Consider the following 21,515-nt stretch of genomic DNA (forward strand, 5'->3'; position numbering starts at 1 on the left):
TTTTTTATCATCACTAGGGTGAAGAGTTATTCGAATCTATCAGCATTCATGACTTTGCTCCAGGCGGCAACAAAATCATTCACAAACTTCTCCTTGTTGTCATCTTGGGCATAGACTTCAGCATAAGCTCGCAAAATAGAGTTTGAGCCAAATACTAAATCAATGCGAGTAGCTGTCCATTTTGTTTTCCCAGTTTTACGCTCAATAATGTCATAGCTATTGCGGCCAGTTGGTTTCCATGAATACCTCATATCAGTCAGATTCACAAAGAAGTCATTGGTCAATGTGCCGATCTTATCTGTAAATACGCCATACTTCGTGTCACCATAATTTGTTCCAAGAACACGCATGCCACCAATTAGCACTGTCATTTCTTGAGCTGTGAGCCCCATTAATTGGCTGCGGTCTAATAGTAGCTCCTCTGGTGTTACAACATAGTTCTCTTTCAACCAGTTTCTGAAGCCATCCGCCAAGGGTTCTAGAACGGAAAAAGATTCAATGTCAGTCATCTCTATAAGAGCATCGCCACGACCCGGTTTAAATGGTACTTTGACTTCGAAGCCTGCATTTTTGGATGCTTGCTCGATGCCAATATTACCCGCAAGAACAATAATATCTGCAATACTTGCGCCAGACTCTTTGGAAATCTTTTCATATACAGTCAAGACTCTTGCAAGGCGCTCGGGTTCATTGCCAGCCCAATCTTTTTGAGGTGACAAGCGAATCCTTGCGCCATTTGCGCCGCCGCGCATATCTGATCCACGATAAGTACGAGCGCTATCCCATGCCGTTGTGACCATCTCACTTATGGATAAGCCACTAGCCTTGATCTTGTTCTTTACTGCCTCAATGCCATAGTCTTTTGAGCCAGCAGGGATCGGATCTTGCCAGAGCAGATCTTCTTTAGGAATATCTGGTCCAAAGTATCTTGATTTTGGCCCCATATCACGATGGGTTAATTTAAACCAAGCTCTTGCAAATATCTCAGAGAAGTAGGTCTGATCATTAGCAAATTTTTCAGAGATTTTGCGATACTCTGGATCCATCTTGAGGGCCATATCCGCATCAGTCATCATTGGCATACGACGAATATTTGGATCTTCAACATCAACTGGCATATCTTCTTCCTTAATATTGATCGGCTCATATTGCCAAGCGCCCGCTGGACTCTTGGTGAGTTTCCAGTCATAGCCTAGTAATAAGCGGAAGTAACCGTTATCCCAGTAAGTTGGATTACTTGTCCATGCACCTTCAATGCCACTGGTGACTGTATCTCTACCGATGCCACGAGTCTTATGATTAGCCCAGCCAAGACCTTGCTCTTCTATTGGCGCAGCCTCGGGGGTGGGCCCTAAATTGGCAGCATGACCGTTTCCATGAGCTTTACCTACAGTATGACCGCCAGCTGTAAGGGCAACAGTCTCTTCATCATTCATAGCCATCCGAGCAAAAGTTACCCTCATATCTTTAGCTGTTTTAAGGGGATCGGGATTTCCATCAACACCCTCTGGATTGACATAAATTAATCCCATCATGACTGCGGCAAGGGGGTTTTTTAAGTCTCGCTCACCCGAGTAGCGTGAGCCTTCGCCACCACTTTTTTGTAGCCACTCCTTTTCAGAACCCCAATAAATATCTTTTTCTGGATGCCAGATATCTTCGCGGCCAAATGAGAAGCCGTAAGTCTTAAGGCCCATCGATTCATAGGCAATTGTGCCTGCTAAAATCATGAGGTCTGCCCAACTGATTTTATTGCCATACTTCTTTTTGATAGGCCACAAGAGTCTGCGTGCTTTATCGAGATTACCATTATCTGGCCAAGAATTTAGTGGCGCAAAGCGTAGGTTTCCAGTGCCAGCACCACCGCGACCATCAGCTATACGATAACTACCCGCAGAATGCCAGGCCATTCGAATCATGAGGCCGCCATAGTGCCCCCAATCTGCTGGCCACCAATCTTGACTATTTGTCATGAGGTCTCGCACATCTTTCTTGAGATTAGTTACATCAAGCTTTTTTAACTCATTACGATAATTAAATGATGGCCCCATGGGGTTAGTTTTAGTGTCATGCTGGTGAAGAATATCCAGATTGAGAGACTTGGGCCACCAAGCCATCGGTGTATTTTCTAAATGTGTGTTGGCGCCATGAGTAACTGGGCACATTCCTTTTGAGGTCATGTTTATCTCCTTTGGTTATTCAATTATTTTGCTGTCCAGTAGTAAGTACTAAAGATTTGTTCTAGCTGATAGCCTAGAACATTTAATTTTTTTGATAAATAATCTGTGTCATTCATGCCAAACTCCTTCAATAGTTGGTTTTGGTTTGGTTATCTTCCTTGGTATTTAATTATTAATCAAATTGATTAATTTAATATTGATTATCTAAATAATCGATATCTACATTACATTTTTGAATTTAATCGTCTCCCGATATAAGGGTTTGAGTTGTTAATACAGCATCATCTATATGCAGAGTTCTTTAAATTGCCTTACATTCCTTAAATGGTTAAACATAAATACTATGATTTGCTGTTAGCAGCTTTTATCGCAGCTCTGCTTTGTTCCAATTTAATTGGGGCTGGAAAGGTGGCTGTGATTGATTTGCCTTACTTAGGTACGGTAAGTTATGGCGCTGGCATCTTATTCTTTCCGATAACTTATTTATTCGGAGATATCTTTACAGAAGTTTACGGTTATAAATATGATCGAAGAGCTGTGTGGGCAGGTTTTTCTGCGCTGGCTTTTGCAGCATTCATGTCTGTAGTTGTTTTATCGCTAAAACCAGATTCTTCATCTTATATGAGTCACTATCAAGATGGTCTAGAAACAGTTTTTGGTAATACGTGGCGAATCATTCTTGCTTCTTTGATTGCTTTTTCCTGTGGTAGTTTTGCAAATTCATACGTACTCGCAAAGATGAAATTGGCAACGCATGGCCGTTATTTGTGGACTAGAACGATTGGATCAACATTGGTAGGAGAGTTAGTTGATTCATCCATTTTTTATGTAATCGCTTTTTACGGCATTTGGGCAGTGGATCAGATTATTGCCGTTGCTGTGGCTCAATACTTGCTTAAATCTGGTTGGGAAGTTGTCATGACTCCTGTTACCTACAAAATAGTTGCTTGGTTAAAAAAGGTTGAGCATGAAGATTATTTTGATTGGAAAACGAATTTCACGCCTTTTTCAATTAAGTTATAGATATGGTTTTTCAGACTGTATTAGTAACCCTATTAAATAAAATGATTTGGAGCATGATGAAATTCTTTAAAAATGTATTTTTGATGAGCATTGCTTCGTTAGCCTTAATTAGTTGTTCATCGCCTAAAGTGCAGGATTATTCAGGGCAGCAACCTAAATTAGATTTATCCGAATATTTCAATGGTGTTATTGATGCCCATGGTATTTTTACAGATCGATCAGGAAAGCTTGTTAAGCGATTTAAGGTTGTCATGGACGCTAAGTGGCGTGTTGTTGATGGTAAAAAAGTTGGAGTTCTCGATGAGTCCTTTACTTATTCTGATGGAGTAAAACAAAAAAGAGTATGGACTTTAACTGAGGTTTCCCCGGGTAAATATTCGGGCGTTGCAGATGATGTAGTTGGAGCTGCTTTGGGTGAAGTGGGTGGAAATGCGCTTAACTGGACATATACCCTTGCTTTACCTGTAGATGGAACTGTTTATAACGTTCAGTTTGATGACTGGATGTATCAGATGGATGAACATGTGATGTTGAATAAAGCCAAGATGAGTAAATTTGGCTTTTACTTGGGGGAGGTGACTTTAGCCTTTTATAAGCGGCATTAATTCAAATGAAGAAAATAATTAATTTCATTATTTTTCAATTGATTTAGTTTGCATGCATTTATGGGGCTGCAACCAATCATGAATGCTTAGCTATTGTTCTGGGGTTATTTGGGGTAGCGATAAACATATATCAAGGTCACGAACCAAGAAGAGACTTTGAGTTACTAGTTAAAGGCATCTTGCTCGGTATAGTTGTTGATACGTTGTTAATTCAGTTGAACCTCATTTCATTTACTACCAATTATTGGAAGGCTATATCTCCTGTATGGATTTGGGTTATTTGGGCTGGCTTCTTAAGTACAGTTAACCACTCATTAAGTTGGCTTAAAGATAGGTTGGTTTTGGCAGCAATTTTTGGCAGCGTCATGGGACCACTTTCTTATTGGGCGGGTGTCTCGCTAGGTGCGGGCCACTTTGATTACCCAAATAAATCTTTGCTAGTGATTTCGATTGTTTGGCTTTTTGCTACCCCAATTATTATGAGGGTGAGTCAAGGGAGATCCTACCCCATTTAGTTCTTTTTAATTCTGCTGCTCTTAGATGTTCTTTCATAAAAGTCAATGTGTTTGGTTTTAACCCATTTAATAAATTTAACTATTTCCGGATGTACTTTTAAATTTTCTGCAGTATTGAACTGAGCCGCTAATTCAGTTTCAGTAAATAGTGCATGAATTTGCCTGTGACATATTCTATGAAGGTACTCAGTCACTTTTCCGCCTTTTGATTTGGGTATCAGGTGGTGAGCATCTTTTTGAGAGTTAGGAATAGCCCTCTCACAAAGGGGGCAAATCAAGGTGTCATTTGCTCTATTTTGGTGCGCCTGCTCGGCAATTATTTTTTTGCGAATTTTTCCAAGCATTAAATGATTTTAATAAAGGTAATTTTTAACATTTTTAGACTACGCTAGTTTAGTAAATAAGTCTTAAACTTGCAGAATGTTAAAAATTAATTTGAATAAACTCTCTGATGCTGATTTATCTCGCATCATTGAAATGGCTTGGGAGGACAGGACCCCATTTGATGCTATTGAGCACTGTTTTGGAATTTCTGAGCCCCAAGTTATTGAATTGATGCGATATTCATTGAAGCGCCGTTCATTTGAGTTATGGCGAAAAAGAGTAACTGGCAGATCAACAAAGCACTTGGCTCTTCGAGGAGAGTCTGTGCGTCGAGCCTACTGCCCTACACAATATAAGCATCCATGAGTGACGCAAAAAGACTGATTCTGATATTGGGAGATCAGTTAGATCTTCAGGGGGTGGCCTTAAAGGAATTTAACCCATCATCTGATGAGTTAATCATGATTGAGTCTTCAGAAGAGGCAACTTATGTTTGGTCTCATCAAGCAAAAATTGCAATATTTCTATCTGCGATGAGACATTTTTCTGAGGAATTAAGATCTCTTCAGTACCCGCTTACTTATATCAAAGAATCACCCCTTTCAATTATTGATATTTTAAAAAATCAATTAATTGAGAAGAAAATTAATTGTCTCGTTTGTGTGGAGCCTGGTGAGTGGCGCCTTAAAAAAGCTATTGAGCAATTGGTCGAAGAGTTGAAAATTTCTTTAGTAATGTATGAAGATAATCATTTCTTTTGTACGCATCAAGAATTTCGCGAATGGGCCAGTAATAAAAAAGAACTAAGGCTAGAATATTTTTATCGCCAGATGCGTAAAACCCATCATATTTTGATAGATGCTGATGGTGAGCCCGAGGGTGGGCAGTGGAATTTTGATCAAGACAATCGAAAACCCTACCCTAAAAAAGGTCCAGGTATGGTGGATGGGCCTATTCAATTTCAGCCAGATCAAATTACATTAGATGTTCTTGCTTATGTAAAGAACAATTACAAGGATCATCCAGGGTCATTAGAATATTTCAACTGGCCAGTAACTAGAGCTCAAGCATTAGAGGGCTTGCAGTACTTTATAGACTATCGATTAAGAAATTTTGGTGTTTTTCAGGATGCCATGTGGACTAAAACCCCTTTTGGGTGGCATTCCGTATTGTCTACTTCATTAAACTTGAAACTACTCAATCCTCGCGAAGTTATTAACGCTGTTCTAGGGGCATGGAAAAAATATAGTTTAGATTTATCAACGGTAGAAGGGTTTATCCGGCAAATTTTGGGGTGGAGAGAGTTTGTACGAGGTATGTATTACCTAGATATGCCAAAAATGGCAGAGGATAACTACTACAGCCACACTAGAGCATTGCCGAAATGGTATTGGGATGGGCATACTCAGATGGCTTGCATGCGTGATGCGATTGGTCAAACCTTGAAATATGGTTATGCTCATCACATTCAACGTTTGATGATTACAGGTAATTTTGCCTTGTTGGCGGAAATCTTACCTTCTGAAGTATGCGATTGGTATTTGGCAATTTATGTCGATGCTATAGAGTGGGTTGAGCTACCAAATACAGCAGGAATGGCCTTGTTTGCTAATGGTGGTCGATTCACTAGTAAGCCCTATATTGCAAGTGGTGCATATGTAAAGCGGATGAGTAATTATTGTGATACTTGCCCATATAAACCAGATGTCAGGTACGGCGAGAATGCTTGCCCTATAACCACTTTATATTGGAATTTTTTAATTAAACACCGCGCACAACTGGAAGCTAATCCCCGCAGTAGATTAATGACAGCGAATTTATCAAGAATTAGTGTCGAAGATCAGCGTGCTATAGCATCTCATGCACATAAAATTTTAGATAATTTAAATGAGATTTAAAGTTGGCTTATGAAGCAAGAGCATAAAGGAAATAAAAGTTATTTACCCTCCAAGTTATGTGTGGCTTGCCATAAAGAAATGACTTGGAGAAAGTCCTGGGAAAAAAATTGGGAATCTATTAAGTATTGTTCAGAGGCTTGTAGGCGAAAAAGCAAAATAAGCTGATTTCAATTGAGCTGATCAATCAGTGTTAATGCTTTACCAGGGCAACTTTTCGCCTTGATAGGAGAGGAAGGTACCCGTATCTTCCTTCTCAATATTTTTAATGACCTGAAACATATCTTTAACCGCAGCATCCGGGGTTCGCCCGATTTGCTCGCCTCTAAAAGGTTTGGATAGTTTGGAATTAACAGTTCCGGGATGAAGTGCAATCAATGCTGTATTGGGTTGAGTTCTTGCTAATTCAATAGCAGCAGTTTTGATTAACATGTTTAAGGCTGCCTTTGATGCCCGGTAGCTATACCAGCCACCTAATCGATTATCTTCAATGCTACCAACTTTAGCGGATAGAGTGATCATCAGGCTGTTTTTAGGATCAAGTAATTTTGAAAAATGACGAATCGTTAGTGCTGGACCAATGGAGTTAATGTTCATTAACTCCATCATATAGATAGGGTCGAGATCATCCAGTTTCTTTTCTGGCATGAATTGATTGGTATGTAAGGCGCCAATTGTATTAATGATCAGTTGAAAAGGGCCTTCAGAGATGAGTGCTTTGGCGGCTAACTCGATTGAACTGGGTTCAAGATAGTTAATCGCGATTGTTGAGTGACGGTGTATGCCAATAACTTCCTGACAAGATGCATGATTTGATAGTAACTCTAAAAATGAGTGTCCGATGGCCCCTGATGAGCCTATAACTAATGCTTTGAAGGGGTTAGGGAGTAATGGCATAAGTAATTTGACCGTTATTGAAATTAATTTTCTTAAGCTTGCTTTTTAAGAAAACGCATCAAATGACCTAAAACAGGTAACTTTTCATAGATACCTTCAGAAGGATCCCAGTAGTCAATATGGGATGTAATGAGCCCTAGTTCATTAAACGTTAACCAGCTTACTCCCTTTAAGCTTTGAGGGGCCGTATTCCACCGTTTAAATTGAAAGTTAAACTCCCAAAAGATGGATGCTTCTGAGCTATTGTGGATTGTTGATAGGACTTTAAATGATGGGCTATTCAGTTGGTCAAACATTTTCCTGAAAACATGAGCAATAGCTTCTTTGCCCGAAACTGTTTGGAAAGGATCTTTAAAAATAGCATCGATTGAATAGTGTGCCATTAGTTGGTCTATACGATTTATTTCAATATGTTCATATTCATATTGAAGTGATTTGAGCTTTTGCAAAAGTAAATCGGACATATTGACAGCGCCTTATATCTTGATGAATTTTTTTAGAATCCAAAAGTAGAGGGAGTAAGGAATAATTCTTAAAAATTTCATGAAATAGGTAAATTTCTTAGGGAAGTGAATATCAAATTCACCTCGCTGAAGCCCTTTAATAATTTCTGTGGCAGCAACTTCTGAGGTAATAAGTGCTGGCATTTTGAAGTCATTTATAGCTGTAGCTGGTGTTTCTACAAAACCAGGTGAAATTAAATGAACGCTAATACCTTTGGGTTTTAGGTCATAGTAAAGCGATTCAGTAAAGTTAATTAGAGCTGCTTTAGTGGGGCCATAGCTAAGAGCATTAGGTAAGCCACTGTAACCAGCAACGCTAGCTGTGATGGCAATATGCCCGTTCTGTTGGGTGATTATATGAGGAATAGCTTGGGCAATGACTCTCATGACGCCAAGCAAATTAGTATTGACAGTTTTAAATGCCTTTGAGAATTCAAATTGATCTGCTCGCATGGGCTCATAAATGCCAGATAACAGCAGCAATAGGTCAATCTTGGGGCTGTGGTTGAAGGCCAGATGGCATGCTGCAAGAACCGATTGATCATCCGTGACATCTATTGGGATGATGTGTGGCTTAGCTTTATTAATATGTAATTGTTGGCAGGTAAGTACAACTTTTTCTAGAGATTCTGAACATCTAGAAGAGATGATTAGGTTGGCGCCGAGCGCACTAAGTTTTTTGGCGCAAGCTTCTCCAATTCCTGATGAGGCTCCGATAATCCAAACATTTTTATTTTGAAAGTCTTTAAGACTCTGATCAAATTTCTTCATGAGGCTTTTCCAACGTAAATTGAATCACGTCAATATTTTTCTCTGCAAATCCTGCTGCGCAGTACATTAAATAAAAATTCCACAATCGAATGAATTCATCTTTAAAACCCAGTTGGTGAATTTTATGCAGTTGAGCATTAAATGACTTGCTCCATATTCTTAAGGTTTCCGCATAGTCTTCCCCGAATGCATATTGGTTGACTAATTGCAATCCGGCACGTTTTGCATGATCTTTGAATACGTTTGCAGATGGCAGCATGCCACCAGGGAAAATATACTGTTGAATAAAATCAGTCTCATTTCGATATTTTTCAAATAGCTGATCATCAATCACGATGGTTTGAATAACAGCTCGCTTTCCGGGTTTTAAGCAGCGATATAAGGTATCAAAGTAGTCCGGCCAATAAGCCTCTCCAACAGCCTCAAACATTTCAATGGAGGCAATTCCATCGTATTGTTCCATGCTATCCCTGTAGTCCATAAACAGCACTTCCGCATTCGTGGTGCTGGAGAATTTGGTTTCAATATATTTCTTTTGTTCGTGAGAGAGGGTTAGGCCAGTTATTTTTAGACCTTGATTGAGGCTGGCATCCATAAAACCTCCCCAGCCACAACCGATTTCTAATACTTTTTCATTGGGAGAGCATTTGAGTTCCCCCAAAATCTTCTGAATTTTTGCAGATTGAGCTGATTCGAGGCTTTGAGAAAAATTTCCTTCAAATAATGCGCTTGAGTACATCATGCTGGGATCGAGCCACAATTTATAAAATTCATTACCTAAGTCGTAATGCGCATGGATATTTTTTTTACTTCCTGAGCGAGTATTTTTATGGAAAAAATGTTTTATTCGATAAAAAATAGAACCTAAAAAAGATCCATAGATCAAATTCTCTAGAGTTTTTCTATTTATTAATATAAGTCTAATAAGACCTTCTAAATTATTGGTTTCCCAAAGTCCTTGTATATAAGACTCTGCAAAGCCAATATCCCCGCGTGAAATGATTAACTTTAAGACTTTCCAGTCATTGATAGTTAATTCAATAGCTTTTCCATTGGGGTAATTATCGAGGTTTCCAAAAATTTCTTGATGCTGATTAGGTAGGGTGAGGTGTAATTGCCCCCCTTGTATTTTTGATAGATGCTGGAATATTTTTTTAGTATGTTTATGCAGCATAAGTTACTTTATTTCGGATCCCGTTGATGTTGGCCGGCTGTAGAATTTAGCGCCTTTGTACCAAAGTTTGATGGCCTGCCAATGAATTTTTAAAATAACTCCAAATGTTAGCAGTGGAAACTTAACGATTGATTTAACAATATTGACTTTCGTTAATGGCAGTTCCCTCCCGCTAATGCTAGTGCTAAGTAAAAGCTCTGTGTCGTGCCAGTATTCAATTCCCGAGACATTTTGTGCATCACTTGAAGATGTTTCTTTTCTCATGAACCGAAATACATAATGACCTAACACATCAAAAAAAGGTGATACATGAAATTCTTTATCCGCGGTTAGAGGTTCACCATATTGGATTTGATTTTTTTGATGGGGCTTTAATAAGTAGCAATGTCTATCGCCAAAAGTATTGTTGACTTCAGCCACAATGGCTTTGATTTGGCCTTCAGAGTTTTGGCAGAACCAGAAGCTAACTGGATTAAAGACATATCCCAAAACTCTAGGGAAGGTATGTAGCCAAATTTCGCCATCAACATCATTGATATTTGATTTTTTTAATTTATTTTCAATCCAAGCAAGTGCATCTGGGTCGCCTTGACCATGATCGCGATCATAAAAAGAAATCCATGAGAAAGAATTGTCCCCAACCCCTGATTTAGATAAAAGGGTTCTATCAGTATTTCGTGATCGCATGGGAATTCTCAAGAAAAATACTTGGTACCTGAAAGCATTTTTCTTTGGTTTTGTTCTTTTGTGTAAAACCTCACCAAAACAGATCGAAGCTGAATTCAAGCTTGCCATAATTAAATTTTTTCTGATGGGAATGATTCACTTGATATCTCAGAATTGATCGATTCAAGAATATCCATTGCCACTAATTCACCAGATTTCAGGCCGTCCTCATGAAAGCCATAGCCGGTCCATGCACCACAGTACCAAGTATTGTTTTTTCCTTGAATCAAGGGTAATTGTTTTTGGCTATGGATGGCTGCACCATCAAATAGGGGGTGCGAGTAATGAATGACTCTTTGAGTTAACGACTCTTTGGGTAATGTGTGGGGATTTAAGCTAACAATAATAGATTGATTTTTAAGATAATCAGGTAGGGGCTGTAGTTTGTTGATCAGGTAATGAACGCATACATGAGAGGCAACATCATTGCCATTAGAGCCTAAGGCTTTAGAGGAATAATTCCATGCTGCCCAAGCCTTTTTATTCTTTGGTAGTAATGATTCATCTATATGTAGATAAGCAGTATTTTTCTGGTAGGGAATTGATGAAAGAATCATTCGTTCTTCTTTGCTGGCATCTTTCAGTATTTTTATGGTTTCATCGCTATGGCAAGCGAAAACAACCTCATCAAACTCAAGCTGCTCCCCGGAATCACAAGTTAAAGTTATTTTCTCTGCATTCAGTGTTCGATCAACTTGGCTGATTGCCTTGTGATCAATCTTGATGCCGCTGCTTTTTAATTTGTTGACTAAGCGCGAAACATATTCACGTGAGCCGCCATCAACAGTCAGCCATTGAGGTCGGTCAATAATATTTAGTAAGCCATGGTTGTCACAAAAATGAATCAGAGTCTTAATTGGAAATTGCATCATTTCGCTAACAGGGCAAGACCAGATGGCACCGATCATTGGTAATAAATACCAATTTTTGAAGGGGGAGCCAAATTTATGTTTGACAAGAAACTCTTCAACTGATTCTTGAGCTTTATCTGTAAAGTCAGTTAATTCATTATTTCGGGCAATAGTTTTAGCTAATTTATTAAATCTAATAATGTCTTTTAGCATCCCTAAAAAATCAAAATTCCACAAATTATGTCTTTGCGCAAAAATACTATTGAGATCGGTTCCTGCCCACTCTAATGGGGAACTATTTCCATTTGTGGGTATAGATACCGAAAATGACATTTCAGAGTCAGCAATTGGCACATCAAGTTCTTTGAATAACTGTAATAAATGTGGATATGTGCGGCGGTTAAAAACCAAAAATCCTGTGTCAATTCCGTATGTTTTATTGCTACCTTGGTCTAAAAAATCAATCGTGTTGCTATGTCCGCCTAAACGAGATTCTTTTTCAAATATAGTAATTTCAATGTGTGGATTTTCTCTAAGATAGTAAGCACAACCTAGGCCTGAAATGCCGGCACCAATAATGGCTAATTGTTTTTTTTGTCTCATTATTTCTAATCCAAGGCTAATTTTTATATGATTGAACGCAGTCTAAGGCATTTCTCTATATATTTCAGATGCTTCCATCAGATTTATTGGTGCTAATTACTATGAAATTTGTCGGGAATCCCGACATTCGTCATTCAACTGCCTGTAGATAAATTTCGAGATCCAAAGGGCTTTACTAGACTCCAAGTTCGAGTCTGCAAAAAGGACATCGAATACGATACAAGGCTTGTTGTTGAATAAAAAACCCTTATAAATCAACAGCGTTCCTGCAAAGCCGTGTACCCCAGTTCGATTCTGGGTTCCGCCTCCAATAACTAATTGATTTTAAATAAATAAATTGACTCTTCTTAGGGGTAGTAATTAGTCACGCCAATTATTGGTGTGATTGGGTACTCGTGGAGTTTTATGGATTTCAATGGAGGATGTCGGGTAACCCGACATTTAATGGACTGAATTCTTTATATTATTTGTTGATTACTTACCCCAATCTGGATTTGGTAATTCTGTAAATACCGTCTTCAAACCCTCTGCCCAACCTTTTCTAATAGAGGAGTAATAAGGATCACTTTCTAAGACTCGTTGTTTAAGATTCGATTGAAATGAATTGGTTTTGTACATCATGACATCGATAGGAGCTGCTACAGATATATTGCTTCTAATAGTTGAATCAAATGAAATTAGGATGCATTTCACGGCATCCATAAGGCTAGTGTCGTGTCGTACTACGCGGTCAATAATTGGTTTGCCATATTTGGTTTCACCAATTTGGAAATAGGGTGTTTCAGCACTCGTTTCAATAAAATTACCTGCGTTATAAATGCTAAATAACCGTGGCTTCTCTCCTTTGATTTGCCCAGCTACGATGATGCTGACCTGAAAGTCAGCATGATGGTTCTTGAGGTGCTCGGCATCTTTTTCAAATGCGAACCTCACTTCATCTCCAACAAGGCTAGTGGCTGCAAATAATGAATCAACATTATGTAGATGAGGGCCGTCATTTTTTTCAATGGATTCTCTGAGGCGTCTTACGATAGATTGGGTAATAGCCAAATTTCCAGCTGTCATCAAAGTAATGATTCTCTCGCCAGGAATCTCAAAAATATGCATTTTTGGAAAGATTGCTACTTGATCAACTCCGGCATTAGTTCGTGTATCCGAAGCTAAAACTAATCCTTGGTCTAATAAAACACCAACACAATAGGTCATGAATCATCTTTCTTTATTGTTGAATTTGCTCAATTTGTTTTTTTGCCGTCAACCCTTGTTGAGACACATCAACCCCAACGCTCATCGACTCTGCTCCTCCACCCACGCGAATACCGCTAACGGGGCAGGCATCTCGATAATCTAAGCCTATTGCTAAACGTACATGCGTACCATTGACTAAGCATTGATTAGATGCATCAACGCTCACCCAGCCAATACCGTTCAACCAAGATTCAGCCCATGCATGGCTTTCTAATAAGTCACCTCGTTCAGTGAATAAATAGCCGCTCACATATCTCGAGGGAATATTGAGGCTTCTACAGCAGGCAATGAAAATATGAGCGTGATCTTGGCATACACCGTGACCTGTATCTAACGCTTGTGAGGCAGTAGTAAATACACTAGTGGAGCCTTTGGTGTAGGGAACTCGTGACACAATTTTTTCACTCAGCTGCTGAAGTTTATCTATTGAATTAATAATTTCTAGTGAGTTTGCAAGGCCTTTAATATTTTCATCAGGTTGCGTTAGATGTGTATTTCTAAGGTAAATAGTTAAAGGTAGTCGCTCTTGTGTTTCCGAGTGAGGCAGCCCAGTTTCCACTTCACCTTTAGCAGTAACATTGATCTCTGATAAGTTTTTATCAACCACCAGTGTATGAACCACATTGCCATATGCATCAATATGCTGTTGGGGTTGACCATTCATCTGAATAGACCAATTTTTTACGCGTTGACCGAACCCATTCTGAGGCGTCAGTTTCAGTTGTTGAATGCTATAAAGCAAAGGGTCTGCGTATTGGTATTGAGTGGTGTGTTTAATAGTTAATTGCATAGTTATTTAATTTACGCAGCATGGACATTGAGGTAGGTATTTTGGATTTCTGCGCCTAGCTCATGATTACGGTCAATGAATTCAGTTAAGAATTCATGTAAGCCATTTTGGAAAATATGATCCATTCGCCCATACATTAAGCTCGAATGAATTTCTCCAGCTATTCGCTTGCATTCCATATGCCGACCACGAGTCACGCTATCTAAGATCCTAGATATCTCAAAGAAACAGGCGTGGAGTGAGCGGGGCATATCCTTTCGGAGAACTAATAGTTCGGCCACATTCCAGGGTTGAATGGTGTCATTAAATATCTTTTGGTATGCTTGAAAGGCTGATACAGACCTTAGGATCGAGCTCCATTCGTAATAATCAACACCACCGCCCACTTCCTCTTCTTTGGGTAGTAACAGGTGATATTTCACATCAAGGATTCTTGCGGTATTGTCAGCACGCTCAATAAATGTACCTAATCTTAAAAATTGATAAGCATCGTCTTGTAGCATCGTGCCAGCACTCACGCCTCTGAATAAATGTGATCGTGATTTGACCCAATCGCAGAAGTCATGGAGTTGATTCATGTCTAAGGCATTTTCATCAAATTGACTGAACTCTAGCCATAGGGCGTTGATGTTCTCCCAAGTTTCCGTTGTTAGGGCGACTCTCACGGCTCGAGCATTTTCACGTGCACTATAAAGGGTTGAGTAAATGCTCGATGGGTTGTTGCGATCCATGGCTAGGTAATGAATCACGTTAGCCGAGTTATATTCCTTTGAACTTTCTCTGAATGTGTCAGAAGTTCCAGAAATTTCTAATGCTGGCCACCATAATGCTGCCTCGTTAATGGCAGCGTTGGGTACAAGTGCCATGTTCTCGGTGACATCTAAGATACGAGCCATATTCTCAGCTCGTTCAATATACCTAGCCATCCAATACAAATGATTAGCTGTACGGCTTAACATGTCATAACTCCCGCTTCGTGATCGATGGGGGATGAGGCATGTTCACAAGCTTTATCTTGAAGAACCCAGGTATCTTTCGTGCCACCTCCTTGCGAAGAGTTAACTACTAAAGAGCCTTCTTTCATGGCAACCCGACATAATCCACCTGGCACTAAACTAACCTTATCGCCAGATAAAACAAATGGACGTAAATCAACGTGGCGTGGTGCAATACCTTTCTCTACAAGAGTGGGGCAGGTGGATAGTGATAGGGTAGGTTGAGCAATATAGTTGCTAGGATTAGCTAGAATTCTATGTTTGAAAGAATCTAACTCTGCTTGACTAGCGGTAGGTCCAACTAACATGCCGTAGCCACCAGATCCTTGAACTTCCTTTACAACCAATTCAGATAAGTTATCTAATGTATAGCTTAAATCCTCAGGCTTGCTCAATTCATAAGTGGGAACGTTAGCAAGAATGGGTTCCTCATTAAGGTAGAACTTAATCATGTCAGGGACGCGGATATAGGTTGACTTATCATCAGCCACGCCCGTACCTACTGCATTAGCAAGAGTTACCCCGCCATTCCGATATACCGAGAACAAGCCGGGCACACCTAGCATGCTGTCGGGGTTGAATGCTAGAGGATCAATAAATTCGTCATCAATGCGTCGATAAATTACATCGACTCGTTTAGGTCCTTCAGTGGTTCTCATATAAACCGCGTTATTGCGGACAAATAGGTCTTGTCCTTCGACAAGTTCTACTCCCATTTGTTGAGCTAAGAAAGCATGCTCAAAATAGGCGCTGTTATAAGCGCCAGGTGTCAATAGAACTACCGTGGGATCTTTTATGCCAGGTTGAGCAACAGCACGTAAATTATTTTTTAACACTTGTGGGTAGTGCTCGACAGGTGCGATGGAATATCTCCTGAATAATTCAGGAAACAGTCGCATCATCATCTTGCGATCTTCGATCATGTAAGACACGCCAGAAGGCGTCCTTAGATTATCTTCAAGCACATAAAACTGATCCTCGCCCGTTCGCACGATATCAATACCTGCAATATGAGCGTAAATACCTTGAGGCACATCTACATTGAACATTTCTGGTCGATATTGCGAATGCTTTAGTATTTCCTCTGAAATAATTCCCGCGCGAATAATTTCTTGTTGATGATAAATGTCATCCAAGAACATATTTAGAGCGCGAACACGTTGTATTGCGCCCTTAGATAGGGTTGACCATTCTTTAGCAGACAGTAGTCTTGGAATCACATCAAAAGGAATAAGTCGTTCAACGCCATCATCTTCGCCATAGACGTTAAAAGTAATGCCAACTCGTCTAAATAAGATTTCAGCTTCTTGCCGCTTACTTTCTAGCTGATCGGTTGGAATAGTTTTTAGCCAGTTTTGGTAATTTGCATAAACATGGCGCACCGAAGCATCGCTTAGGTGCATTTCATCAAAATAACTCTTGTTATGCATGACACTCTCCCAACTTCTATTAATTCATTATGATTATTAGCAAGTTGTGTGCCATCTGTATTAAAGGCTTATTCTGGTTAGTTCTAGGAATTATTTTTTAAAAAAATGGTCGTAAGAATGATATGCACCAAAATGAATACTTGATATAGCGCACTAAAAAAGTTCATGACACCCTGTTTTAGTGCATCATTGTTTGTGGGGATTCCCGACACTTGGCGTGGGGGGTAGTGCTGATTTGATGAGCGCTACCTGGATACTCTTGAATAATTATTTTTGCGATGGTAATTCAGGTAAATCAACCATGACGGGAGTTCCTGGAATAGTGCAGCCTTGAGAGCAGCATTTACCAGGTTGCGTATTTTGTGTAATGGCACGGTTAGGATCATTTGTTAGACCTCTATCAAGCAAACGCTCTACGAGCTTAACTTTTGAGCCGATGGGGTAGTTTCGATAAATTTCACGTTTCATTGCCTCGGGTGAGCCGCCGCCATGCAAACTAATAACTGAGTACCAGCCACCTTGATAGGATGCTGTTAAGTCCTCAATAAATCTTGCTGTTTCAATCCGCTTGTCATAAGGAATTTCTGGGTTGGCACGAAGAACATCACTTAGTTTTGCTGCTGTTTCAGGGTTGTGGTCTTCATCTGGCCCAGGTAATGCCACGATTAATCCGCCTGAAACATAGTGAGCTATTTTGTGCATGTCATAAATTTGTGTAGCTAGTAAGAGCTTGCCAATGTTCGAAAAAACATGGTCGGGTACAAAACTTTGAGCAGCAGTATCTTGAGTTGCGTACACTGACGCGGCAACTCCGCAAGCATAGAATCCTTCGGTAATTTTGATTAATTCAACCATTTGATCTCTTAGGTGATGCTCCTCACCTGGATTAAATCCATTAGCCTCACACATGAGCGCACCTGCGCCAATCAATAAGTCCCCAAATCCAGCGCGAGCGCCAATACAACTGTGACGATGATGTGTGGCGTAGTTATAAGTCATATAACCACTATGTTCCCATTCCCCTGCGTAGAAAACTTTATCCCAAGGTACAAAAACATTTTCAAAAATTACTACACCTGTAGATTGCCCATATTTATTTGAGAACAATGCGGCTTTTTCACCAGGGCGGCCTGCTGGACGAGCAACAATGGTCACACCTTCAGCATCTACTGGAACGGCGCAACATACAGCAAAGTCGGCATCTTCTTTACCCATATTGCGGCAAGGCATCACTAAAAACTCATGCATATAGGGGGCTCCAGTCACAATTGCTTTAGTGCCTGAAATTCGGATACCTCTGCCATCTCGATGAGTGACATGTACATAGGTGTCAATATTCCCTTGCTCATGTGGCCGCTTACTGCGATCCCCTTTAGCATCTGTCATCGCAATGCCTAATGTTAAATCTCGTTTTTGAACATCGTGAAGGTAAGCGGCAAACTTTTCACGATGTTCAGTTGTTCCTTTGGCATCGTCAATGCGAGCGGACACTTGGTGGATAGCATTCAACGCATCATGTGTGAGATATCTCTGAGCGCAGCCTGTTTCTTGGCAAACAAGCCGAACTGCTTCAAGCTTATTTAATAAATCACCACTACTGGTGTTGATATGTAATAAACGATTAACTGTTTCGCCAGTGCTATTTTGGGTCGCCGTCATTATTGGTGTGTACTCAGGGCGCAGGGCATAGTCATAGGTTAGACCTACAGCGTTTATGCCTGGACGAAGTGCTGGTTCATCAACAACAGAATCAACTTTACGACCGTCCACAAAGACTTTAGGGGTGTAATTGCGTAATGATTCCTCATACTCTCGTCCTGTCATTAACACGGCATTCTCCTGTTGCTTATTGAACTAATTGATTAAGATTAAACATTGTTCAATTTATTGTCAATGGTTTAATTTTGTGGGAGAATGGCGCAAATGAAAGAAAAAATGACCACAGAGTTATCTGGATCCGAAAAACAGCGGCGAGACAGACTGGCGTTGGTAAGTGACGCTAAGCGAGCACATATTTTGGCTGCGGCTAAAGAAGTTTTTGAAGAACATGGGCTTGATGGGGCAAATGTTCGGGAGATTGCTAAGAGAGCTGGATATACCCCAGGCGCAATCTATTCTTACTTTTCTGCAAAAGAAGAAATTTATGGCGCTTTATTATCAGCGTCATTGGAGCGATTGAATGAAGCGGTAAGTTTAAGTTTTCAGAATTCCGCCTCTCCGTCAGAGCGAGCAAAAAATTCCGCAATGGCTTTTTACGACTTTTATGCATCTAATCCAAGAGATTTAGATTTGGGCTTTTATCTCTTTGGTGGTGCAAGGCCCCATGGCTTAACGCCGGAACTTAATTTAAAGCTAAATGAAAGACTTCGCGATGCTTTGAAAAATTTTGAATCTTCATTGAAGGAGTTAGGCGCATCACCCAAAATTGCTAGAGAAGAAGTGACAGCATTTTTTGCGCATTGTGTTGGCTTGTTGATACTTGAAAATACGCATCGCATAAAAATGTTTCAAGAAAATTCAGGAAAACTGTGTGCTACGTATGTTGCTCGTACTATTGAGAGAGTTAAACATAGTTTTGAAAAATCGGTATAAGTTTTAAAGACATTAAATCCTATGAAAAAAGAAGCGATTTTTTATTACGACATCATTTCTCCTTATGCATATTTATTTGTCAAAATGCGTGGCCAATTGGAAGGTAAGCTTTCTCTTAAACCAGTGCCGATATTTTTTCCTGGGCTATTAAGGGCGCAAAATAATGTTGGCCCAGCCGAGGTTCCCGAAAAAAGAATGCATACATACAACTTTTGCACATGGAAAGCTGCGCGAGAGAACATCCCCTTAAAATTTCCCAAACGCCATCCATTTTCATCGGTAGCGGCTATGAGATTGCTTTATGCACACCAAGCTGATTGGGATATGGTTGATAAGGCATTTAATTTTGTTTGGCAAGAAGGTAAAGATCCTGAAACGGATTGGACTGGATTCTGTGCCGCTTTAGGATTGCATGCGGATACCCTCAAGCCAACTGATGAAAACATTAAATTAGGGTTGGCTGCTAATACAGAGTTAGCCTCTAAGGCAGGGGTTTTCGGTGTTCCTTCAGTGGTGGTTGATGGAAGATCGTTTTGGGGGTGTGACACACTTGAATGGATTTTAGAGTTTGTTGATAACCCAAACTTATTTAATGAAGAGCCATATAAGTCATTATCACTAGTAGATAACCCCTTGTTAAAAAAATGATTGCCTTAACAGGATCTAGGTTGTGCCCCTTAGTTTGATTTGAAAATATTTTTGTATAGATGGTCATGTACATACATGCCAGCTAACATGGCGACAACAAAAATCATGGCTTTGCTACTTCCAGAACCTAGCGCGACGAGAGCGGGGCCTGGGCACAAGCCTGCTAAAGCCCAGCCAGATCCAAATAGAAGACTACCCACGATTAACTCTGTGTTGATATGAGTTTTTCCAGGTAAATGTAACGGCTCATTGAAAATAGTAGATGCTTTCTTTTCAATAAATTTAAATCCGATAAAACTAATTGGAATTGCCCCAAGCATGACAAACATCAGGCTTGGATCCCAGTTTCCAAATATATCTAAAAACCCTATTACCTTGGCTGGGTTTGTCATGCCTGAGATGATAAGACCAATACCAAATGCAAGGCCGGCTATAAAGGTGAGAATGTTTTTCATCATTTAATTAATCAAATGTAAGAAGATGTAGCAAGTAATAAATCCTGCGCCCATAAAGCTAAGTGTGGCAACCAGTGAGCGGGGTGAGAGTCTTCCGAGACCGCATACACCGTGACCACTTGTGCAACCAGAGCCCATTCTGGTTCCAAATCCAACTAATAGGCCAGCGAGAATAAGTGAGGTGAAATCTGTAGTAATGTTAACGCTAGGGAATGGAAAAAATAGGGAATAAATCAAGCTAGAGCTGACTAACCCTATTAGAAAAAGAATTCTCCATAGATGGTGGTCTTTAGGGGTATTTTTAAACTGCATGAGCGCTCCAACAATTCCGCTAATGCCAGCAATTCTGCCTCGGAATAGTATGAGAATGATGGCGCCAATTCCAAGGATCCCTCCGCCAAGTAACGAGGTTATGGGATTAAATTCTGACCAATTAATGCTCATAATTTTTATGCCTTAAAGATTAAGAAAAGATTTAGTGAGCATATAGATACCCACCAAAAAAGTGAAGACCGCAAAAAATTGTTGAATTCGAAGAGGGTTTAGGCCTTGAGCTAATTTTCTACTAATTAGTAATCCACCAATTGAGCCTAAGGAGAAAAGAAGAGCTATCGGCCAAATTAAAGTGCCCGCAACAGCTGATACACCTACGCTACCGATCGCAATGATTGACATAACCCCTAAAGATGAGTGGATAACAGAGTGAGGTGATAGATTGGTAAATCTTTTGAGGGCTGGAACAATAATGAATCCACCGCCGACTCCCAATAACCCTGATAAAAATCCTGAGATCGCTCCAATAAGGAGTAGTGTCCAAAAACAAGGCGCTGTCCAGATTAACTTCCCAGTCGCATTATTTAGTAGACAAGGGGGATTTTGATTCTTTATGGAGGAGGAGCCTATTAATTCTTTTTGGGCGATCCAAAAAAAACGAATAGCCAACATAATAAGAATGAAGCCAAATAAAACCACTAGGGGTTGGTTGGGTAATTGATGCGCCAGCCATAATCCAATCGGGGCGGTCGTTAGACCAGATAGCGCCATTAGGGCTGCTGCTTTATACCTAAGAGTCTTATTTTTATGAGCAAGCAAGGCTCCGATGCCCGCCGCGCTTGCAATGGCTAACAGAGCTATGGGACCTGCTTGTGCCATAGTTAGGTGTAAAAAAAATATTAAAACGGGAACGGACAATATCCCGCCGCCGGCTCCAGTTAAGCCCATCAGAAAGCCTATCAATAGACCTAGGATTGGGGTGAGGATAAGAGGGGTTTCCATGGAAAACATTATACA

24 protein-coding genes are annotated in these 21,515 nt (G+C 40.1%); 8 read left to right on the forward strand and 16 right to left on the reverse strand.

From position 1 onward, the window contains the following. Positions 1-26: 26 nt before the first annotated feature. Entirely contained in the window at positions 27-2,180 is a 2,154-nt protein-coding gene (katG, locus tag ICV01_RS03055; RefSeq protein ID WP_215288502.1) for a catalase/peroxidase HPI, read from the reverse strand. Between the two features lie 324 nt (positions 2,181-2,504). Here katG and ICV01_RS03060 point away from each other — a divergent pair, with 324 nt between their 5' ends. Genes ICV01_RS03060 through ICV01_RS03070 form a run of 3 tightly spaced genes read left to right on the forward strand, consistent with a single transcriptional unit; the run spans position 2,505 to position 4,323 of the window. Continuing rightward, positions 2,505-3,203: a queuosine precursor transporter gene (locus ICV01_RS03060; RefSeq protein ID WP_215288504.1), complete on the forward strand. Its 699-nt coding sequence runs from the start codon at positions 2,505-2,507 to the stop codon at positions 3,201-3,203. A gap of 56 nt (positions 3,204-3,259) precedes the next feature. Further along, on the forward strand, positions 3,260-3,808 hold the full coding sequence (locus ICV01_RS03065; RefSeq protein ID WP_215288506.1) for a DUF3833 domain-containing protein: 549 nt from the start codon (positions 3,260-3,262) through the stop codon (positions 3,806-3,808). A 56-nt stretch (positions 3,809-3,864) separates the two neighbouring features. Further along, positions 3,865-4,323: a DUF2878 domain-containing protein gene (locus ICV01_RS03070; RefSeq protein WP_215289098.1), complete on the forward strand. Its 459-nt coding sequence runs from the start codon at positions 3,865-3,867 to the stop codon at positions 4,321-4,323. Here ICV01_RS03070 and ICV01_RS03075 read toward each other — a convergent pair. Continuing rightward, positions 4,320-4,667: an HNH endonuclease gene (locus ICV01_RS03075; protein WP_215288507.1), complete on the reverse strand. Its 348-nt coding sequence runs from the start codon at positions 4,665-4,667 to the stop codon at positions 4,320-4,322. The two genes, ICV01_RS03070 and ICV01_RS03075, sit on opposite strands and share 4 nt — an antisense overlap. A 76-nt stretch (positions 4,668-4,743) precedes the next feature. On the opposite strand from ICV01_RS03075, the gene ICV01_RS03080 reads away from it, so the two are divergent. From ICV01_RS03080 to ICV01_RS03090, 3 genes are read left to right on the forward strand one after another with little or no spacing between them, the layout of a single operon-like run. Beyond that, the gene (locus tag ICV01_RS03080) at positions 4,744-5,013 is read left to right on the forward strand and encodes a TIGR03643 family protein (protein WP_215288508.1); all 270 of its coding nucleotides are present in this window, start codon (positions 4,744-4,746) and stop codon (positions 5,011-5,013) included. Then, positions 5,010-6,545 carry a cryptochrome/photolyase family protein gene (locus tag ICV01_RS03085; RefSeq protein WP_215288509.1) on the forward strand — a complete coding sequence of 512 codons (1,536 nt, stop codon included), beginning with the start codon at positions 5,010-5,012 and terminating at the stop codon, positions 6,543-6,545. The genes ICV01_RS03080 and ICV01_RS03085 overlap by 4 nt, the downstream gene beginning before the upstream one ends. Before the next feature lie 9 nt (positions 6,546-6,554). Further along, positions 6,555-6,710 (forward strand): DUF2256 domain-containing protein, encoded by a 156-nt coding sequence (locus ICV01_RS03090; RefSeq protein WP_215288510.1) that lies wholly within the window; start codon positions 6,555-6,557, stop codon positions 6,708-6,710. Between the two features lie 33 nt (positions 6,711-6,743). Here the strand turns inward: ICV01_RS03090 and ICV01_RS03095 are convergent, their stop codons facing one another. From ICV01_RS03095 to ICV01_RS03145, 11 genes are all read right to left on the reverse strand, one after another. After that, positions 6,744-7,439 (reverse strand): SDR family NAD(P)-dependent oxidoreductase, encoded by a 696-nt coding sequence (locus ICV01_RS03095; RefSeq protein WP_215288512.1) that lies wholly within the window; start codon positions 7,437-7,439, stop codon positions 6,744-6,746. Positions 7,440-7,471: 32 nt separating this feature from the next. Then, entirely contained in the window at positions 7,472-7,903 is a 432-nt protein-coding gene (locus tag ICV01_RS03100; protein ID WP_215288514.1) for a nuclear transport factor 2 family protein, read from the reverse strand. Between the two features lie 12 nt (positions 7,904-7,915). Further along, positions 7,916-8,713 (reverse strand): SDR family oxidoreductase, encoded by a 798-nt coding sequence (locus tag ICV01_RS03105; protein WP_215288516.1) that lies wholly within the window; start codon positions 8,711-8,713, stop codon positions 7,916-7,918. Next, entirely contained in the window at positions 8,700-9,887 is a 1,188-nt protein-coding gene (locus ICV01_RS03110) for a cyclopropane-fatty-acyl-phospholipid synthase family protein (RefSeq protein ID WP_215288518.1), read from the reverse strand. Before ICV01_RS03110 ends, ICV01_RS03105 begins: the two co-directional genes overlap by 14 nt. 3 nt (positions 9,888-9,890) lie before the next feature. After that, the gene (locus ICV01_RS03115) at positions 9,891-10,682 is read right to left on the reverse strand and encodes a DUF1365 domain-containing protein (RefSeq protein ID WP_251369378.1); all 792 of its coding nucleotides are present in this window, start codon (positions 10,680-10,682) and stop codon (positions 9,891-9,893) included. 2 nt (positions 10,683-10,684) lie between these two features. Then, positions 10,685-12,067 (reverse strand): NAD(P)/FAD-dependent oxidoreductase, encoded by a 1,383-nt coding sequence (locus ICV01_RS03120; RefSeq protein ID WP_215288521.1) that lies wholly within the window; start codon positions 12,065-12,067, stop codon positions 10,685-10,687. A gap of 474 nt (positions 12,068-12,541) precedes the next feature. Next, a complete protein-coding gene (locus ICV01_RS03125) occupies positions 12,542-13,273 on the reverse strand; it encodes a proteasome-type protease (RefSeq protein ID WP_215288523.1) in 732 nt (243 codons plus the stop codon). A gap of 13 nt (positions 13,274-13,286) precedes the next feature. Beyond that, positions 13,287-14,105: a transglutaminase family protein gene (locus ICV01_RS03130; RefSeq protein ID WP_215288525.1), complete on the reverse strand. Its 819-nt coding sequence runs from the start codon at positions 14,103-14,105 to the stop codon at positions 13,287-13,289. A gap of 11 nt (positions 14,106-14,116) precedes the next feature. Next, positions 14,117-15,064 (reverse strand): alpha-E domain-containing protein, encoded by a 948-nt coding sequence (locus ICV01_RS03135; RefSeq protein WP_215288527.1) that lies wholly within the window; start codon positions 15,062-15,064, stop codon positions 14,117-14,119. Continuing rightward, positions 15,058-16,530: a circularly permuted type 2 ATP-grasp protein gene (locus tag ICV01_RS03140; protein ID WP_215288529.1), complete on the reverse strand. Its 1,473-nt coding sequence runs from the start codon at positions 16,528-16,530 to the stop codon at positions 15,058-15,060. The genes ICV01_RS03135 and ICV01_RS03140 overlap by 7 nt, the downstream gene beginning before the upstream one ends. Before the next feature lie 267 nt (positions 16,531-16,797). Further along, a complete protein-coding gene (locus ICV01_RS03145; protein WP_215289102.1) occupies positions 16,798-18,354 on the reverse strand; it encodes a 4-hydroxyphenylacetate 3-hydroxylase family protein in 1,557 nt (518 codons plus the stop codon). Between the two features lie 90 nt (positions 18,355-18,444). Here ICV01_RS03145 and ICV01_RS03150 point away from each other — a divergent pair, with 90 nt between their 5' ends. Continuing rightward, on the forward strand, positions 18,445-19,122 hold the full coding sequence (locus tag ICV01_RS03150; protein ID WP_251369379.1) for a TetR/AcrR family transcriptional regulator: 678 nt from the start codon (positions 18,445-18,447) through the stop codon (positions 19,120-19,122). 21 nt (positions 19,123-19,143) lie between these two features. Next, the gene (locus ICV01_RS03155; RefSeq protein WP_215288531.1) at positions 19,144-19,770 is read left to right on the forward strand and encodes a 2-hydroxychromene-2-carboxylate isomerase; all 627 of its coding nucleotides are present in this window, start codon (positions 19,144-19,146) and stop codon (positions 19,768-19,770) included. A gap of 29 nt (positions 19,771-19,799) precedes the next feature. Here ICV01_RS03155 and ICV01_RS03160 read toward each other — a convergent pair whose 3' ends face one another. Genes ICV01_RS03160 through ICV01_RS03170 form a run of 3 tightly spaced genes read right to left on the reverse strand, consistent with a single transcriptional unit; the run spans position 19,800 to position 21,509 of the window. After that, on the reverse strand, positions 19,800-20,225 hold the full coding sequence (locus ICV01_RS03160) for a YeeE/YedE family protein (protein ID WP_215289106.1): 426 nt from the start codon (positions 20,223-20,225) through the stop codon (positions 19,800-19,802). Positions 20,226-20,228: 3 nt separating this feature from the next. Continuing rightward, positions 20,229-20,669 carry a YeeE/YedE family protein gene (locus tag ICV01_RS03165; protein WP_215288533.1) on the reverse strand — a complete coding sequence of 147 codons (441 nt, stop codon included), beginning with the start codon at positions 20,667-20,669 and terminating at the stop codon, positions 20,229-20,231. Between the two features lie 12 nt (positions 20,670-20,681). Continuing rightward, a complete protein-coding gene (locus ICV01_RS03170) occupies positions 20,682-21,509 on the reverse strand; it encodes a sulfite exporter TauE/SafE family protein (RefSeq protein ID WP_371817469.1) in 828 nt (275 codons plus the stop codon). Positions 21,510-21,515: the final 6 nt, after the last annotated feature.

Origin of the sequence: Polynucleobacter sp. MWH-Spelu-300-X4 (assembly GCF_018687515.1) — a bacterium.
Classification (GTDB): domain Bacteria; phylum Pseudomonadota; class Gammaproteobacteria; order Burkholderiales; family Burkholderiaceae; genus Polynucleobacter.

Excerpts from the sequence above, each read along its gene's own strand:
- ICV01_RS03160 (WP_215289106.1), bottom strand. The coding sequence starts at position 20,225 with ATGAAAAACATTCTCACCTTTATAGCCGGCCTTGCATTTGGTATTGGT.
- ICV01_RS03120 (WP_215288521.1), bottom strand. The coding sequence starts at position 12,067 with ATGAGACAAAAAAAACAATTAGCCATTATTGGTGCCGGCATTTCAGGC.
- katG (WP_215288502.1), bottom strand. The coding sequence starts at position 2,180 with ATGACCTCAAAAGGAATGTGCCCAGTTACTCATGGCGCCAACACACAT.
- ICV01_RS03090 (WP_215288510.1), top strand. The coding sequence starts at position 6,555 with ATGAAGCAAGAGCATAAAGGAAATAAAAGTTATTTACCCTCCAAGTTA.
- ICV01_RS03080 (WP_215288508.1), top strand. The coding sequence starts at position 4,744 with ATGTTAAAAATTAATTTGAATAAACTCTCTGATGCTGATTTATCTCGC.
- ICV01_RS03135 (WP_215288527.1), bottom strand. The coding sequence starts at position 15,064 with ATGTTAAGCCGTACAGCTAATCATTTGTATTGGATGGCTAGGTATATT.
- ICV01_RS03065 (WP_215288506.1), top strand. The coding sequence starts at position 3,260 with ATGAAATTCTTTAAAAATGTATTTTTGATGAGCATTGCTTCGTTAGCC.
- ICV01_RS03130 (WP_215288525.1), bottom strand. The coding sequence starts at position 14,105 with ATGCAATTAACTATTAAACACACCACTCAATACCAATACGCAGACCCT.
- ICV01_RS03145 (WP_215289102.1), bottom strand. The coding sequence starts at position 18,354 with ATGACAGGACGAGAGTATGAGGAATCATTACGCAATTACACCCCTAAA.
- ICV01_RS03085 (WP_215288509.1), top strand. The coding sequence starts at position 5,010 with ATGAGTGACGCAAAAAGACTGATTCTGATATTGGGAGATCAGTTAGAT.
- ICV01_RS03105 (WP_215288516.1), bottom strand. The coding sequence starts at position 8,713 with ATGAAGAAATTTGATCAGAGTCTTAAAGACTTTCAAAATAAAAATGTT.
- ICV01_RS03125 (WP_215288523.1), bottom strand. The coding sequence starts at position 13,273 with ATGACCTATTGTGTTGGTGTTTTATTAGACCAAGGATTAGTTTTAGCT.
- ICV01_RS03060 (WP_215288504.1), top strand. The coding sequence starts at position 2,505 with ATGGTTAAACATAAATACTATGATTTGCTGTTAGCAGCTTTTATCGCA.
- ICV01_RS03110 (WP_215288518.1), bottom strand. The coding sequence starts at position 9,887 with ATGCTGCATAAACATACTAAAAAAATATTCCAGCATCTATCAAAAATA.
- ICV01_RS03150 (WP_251369379.1), top strand. The coding sequence starts at position 18,445 with ATGGCGCAAATGAAAGAAAAAATGACCACAGAGTTATCTGGATCCGAA.
- ICV01_RS03155 (WP_215288531.1), top strand. The coding sequence starts at position 19,144 with ATGAAAAAAGAAGCGATTTTTTATTACGACATCATTTCTCCTTATGCA.
- ICV01_RS03115 (WP_251369378.1), bottom strand. The coding sequence starts at position 10,682 with ATGGCAAGCTTGAATTCAGCTTCGATCTGTTTTGGTGAGGTTTTACAC.
- ICV01_RS03095 (WP_215288512.1), bottom strand. The coding sequence starts at position 7,439 with ATGCCATTACTCCCTAACCCCTTCAAAGCATTAGTTATAGGCTCATCA.
- ICV01_RS03140 (WP_215288529.1), bottom strand. The coding sequence starts at position 16,530 with ATGCATAACAAGAGTTATTTTGATGAAATGCACCTAAGCGATGCTTCG.
- ICV01_RS03075 (WP_215288507.1), bottom strand. The coding sequence starts at position 4,667 with ATGCTTGGAAAAATTCGCAAAAAAATAATTGCCGAGCAGGCGCACCAA.
- ICV01_RS03100 (WP_215288514.1), bottom strand. The coding sequence starts at position 7,903 with ATGTCCGATTTACTTTTGCAAAAGCTCAAATCACTTCAATATGAATAT.
- ICV01_RS03170 (WP_371817469.1), bottom strand. The coding sequence starts at position 21,509 with ATGTTTTCCATGGAAACCCCTCTTATCCTCACCCCAATCCTAGGTCTA.
- ICV01_RS03165 (WP_215288533.1), bottom strand. The coding sequence starts at position 20,669 with ATGAGCATTAATTGGTCAGAATTTAATCCCATAACCTCGTTACTTGGC.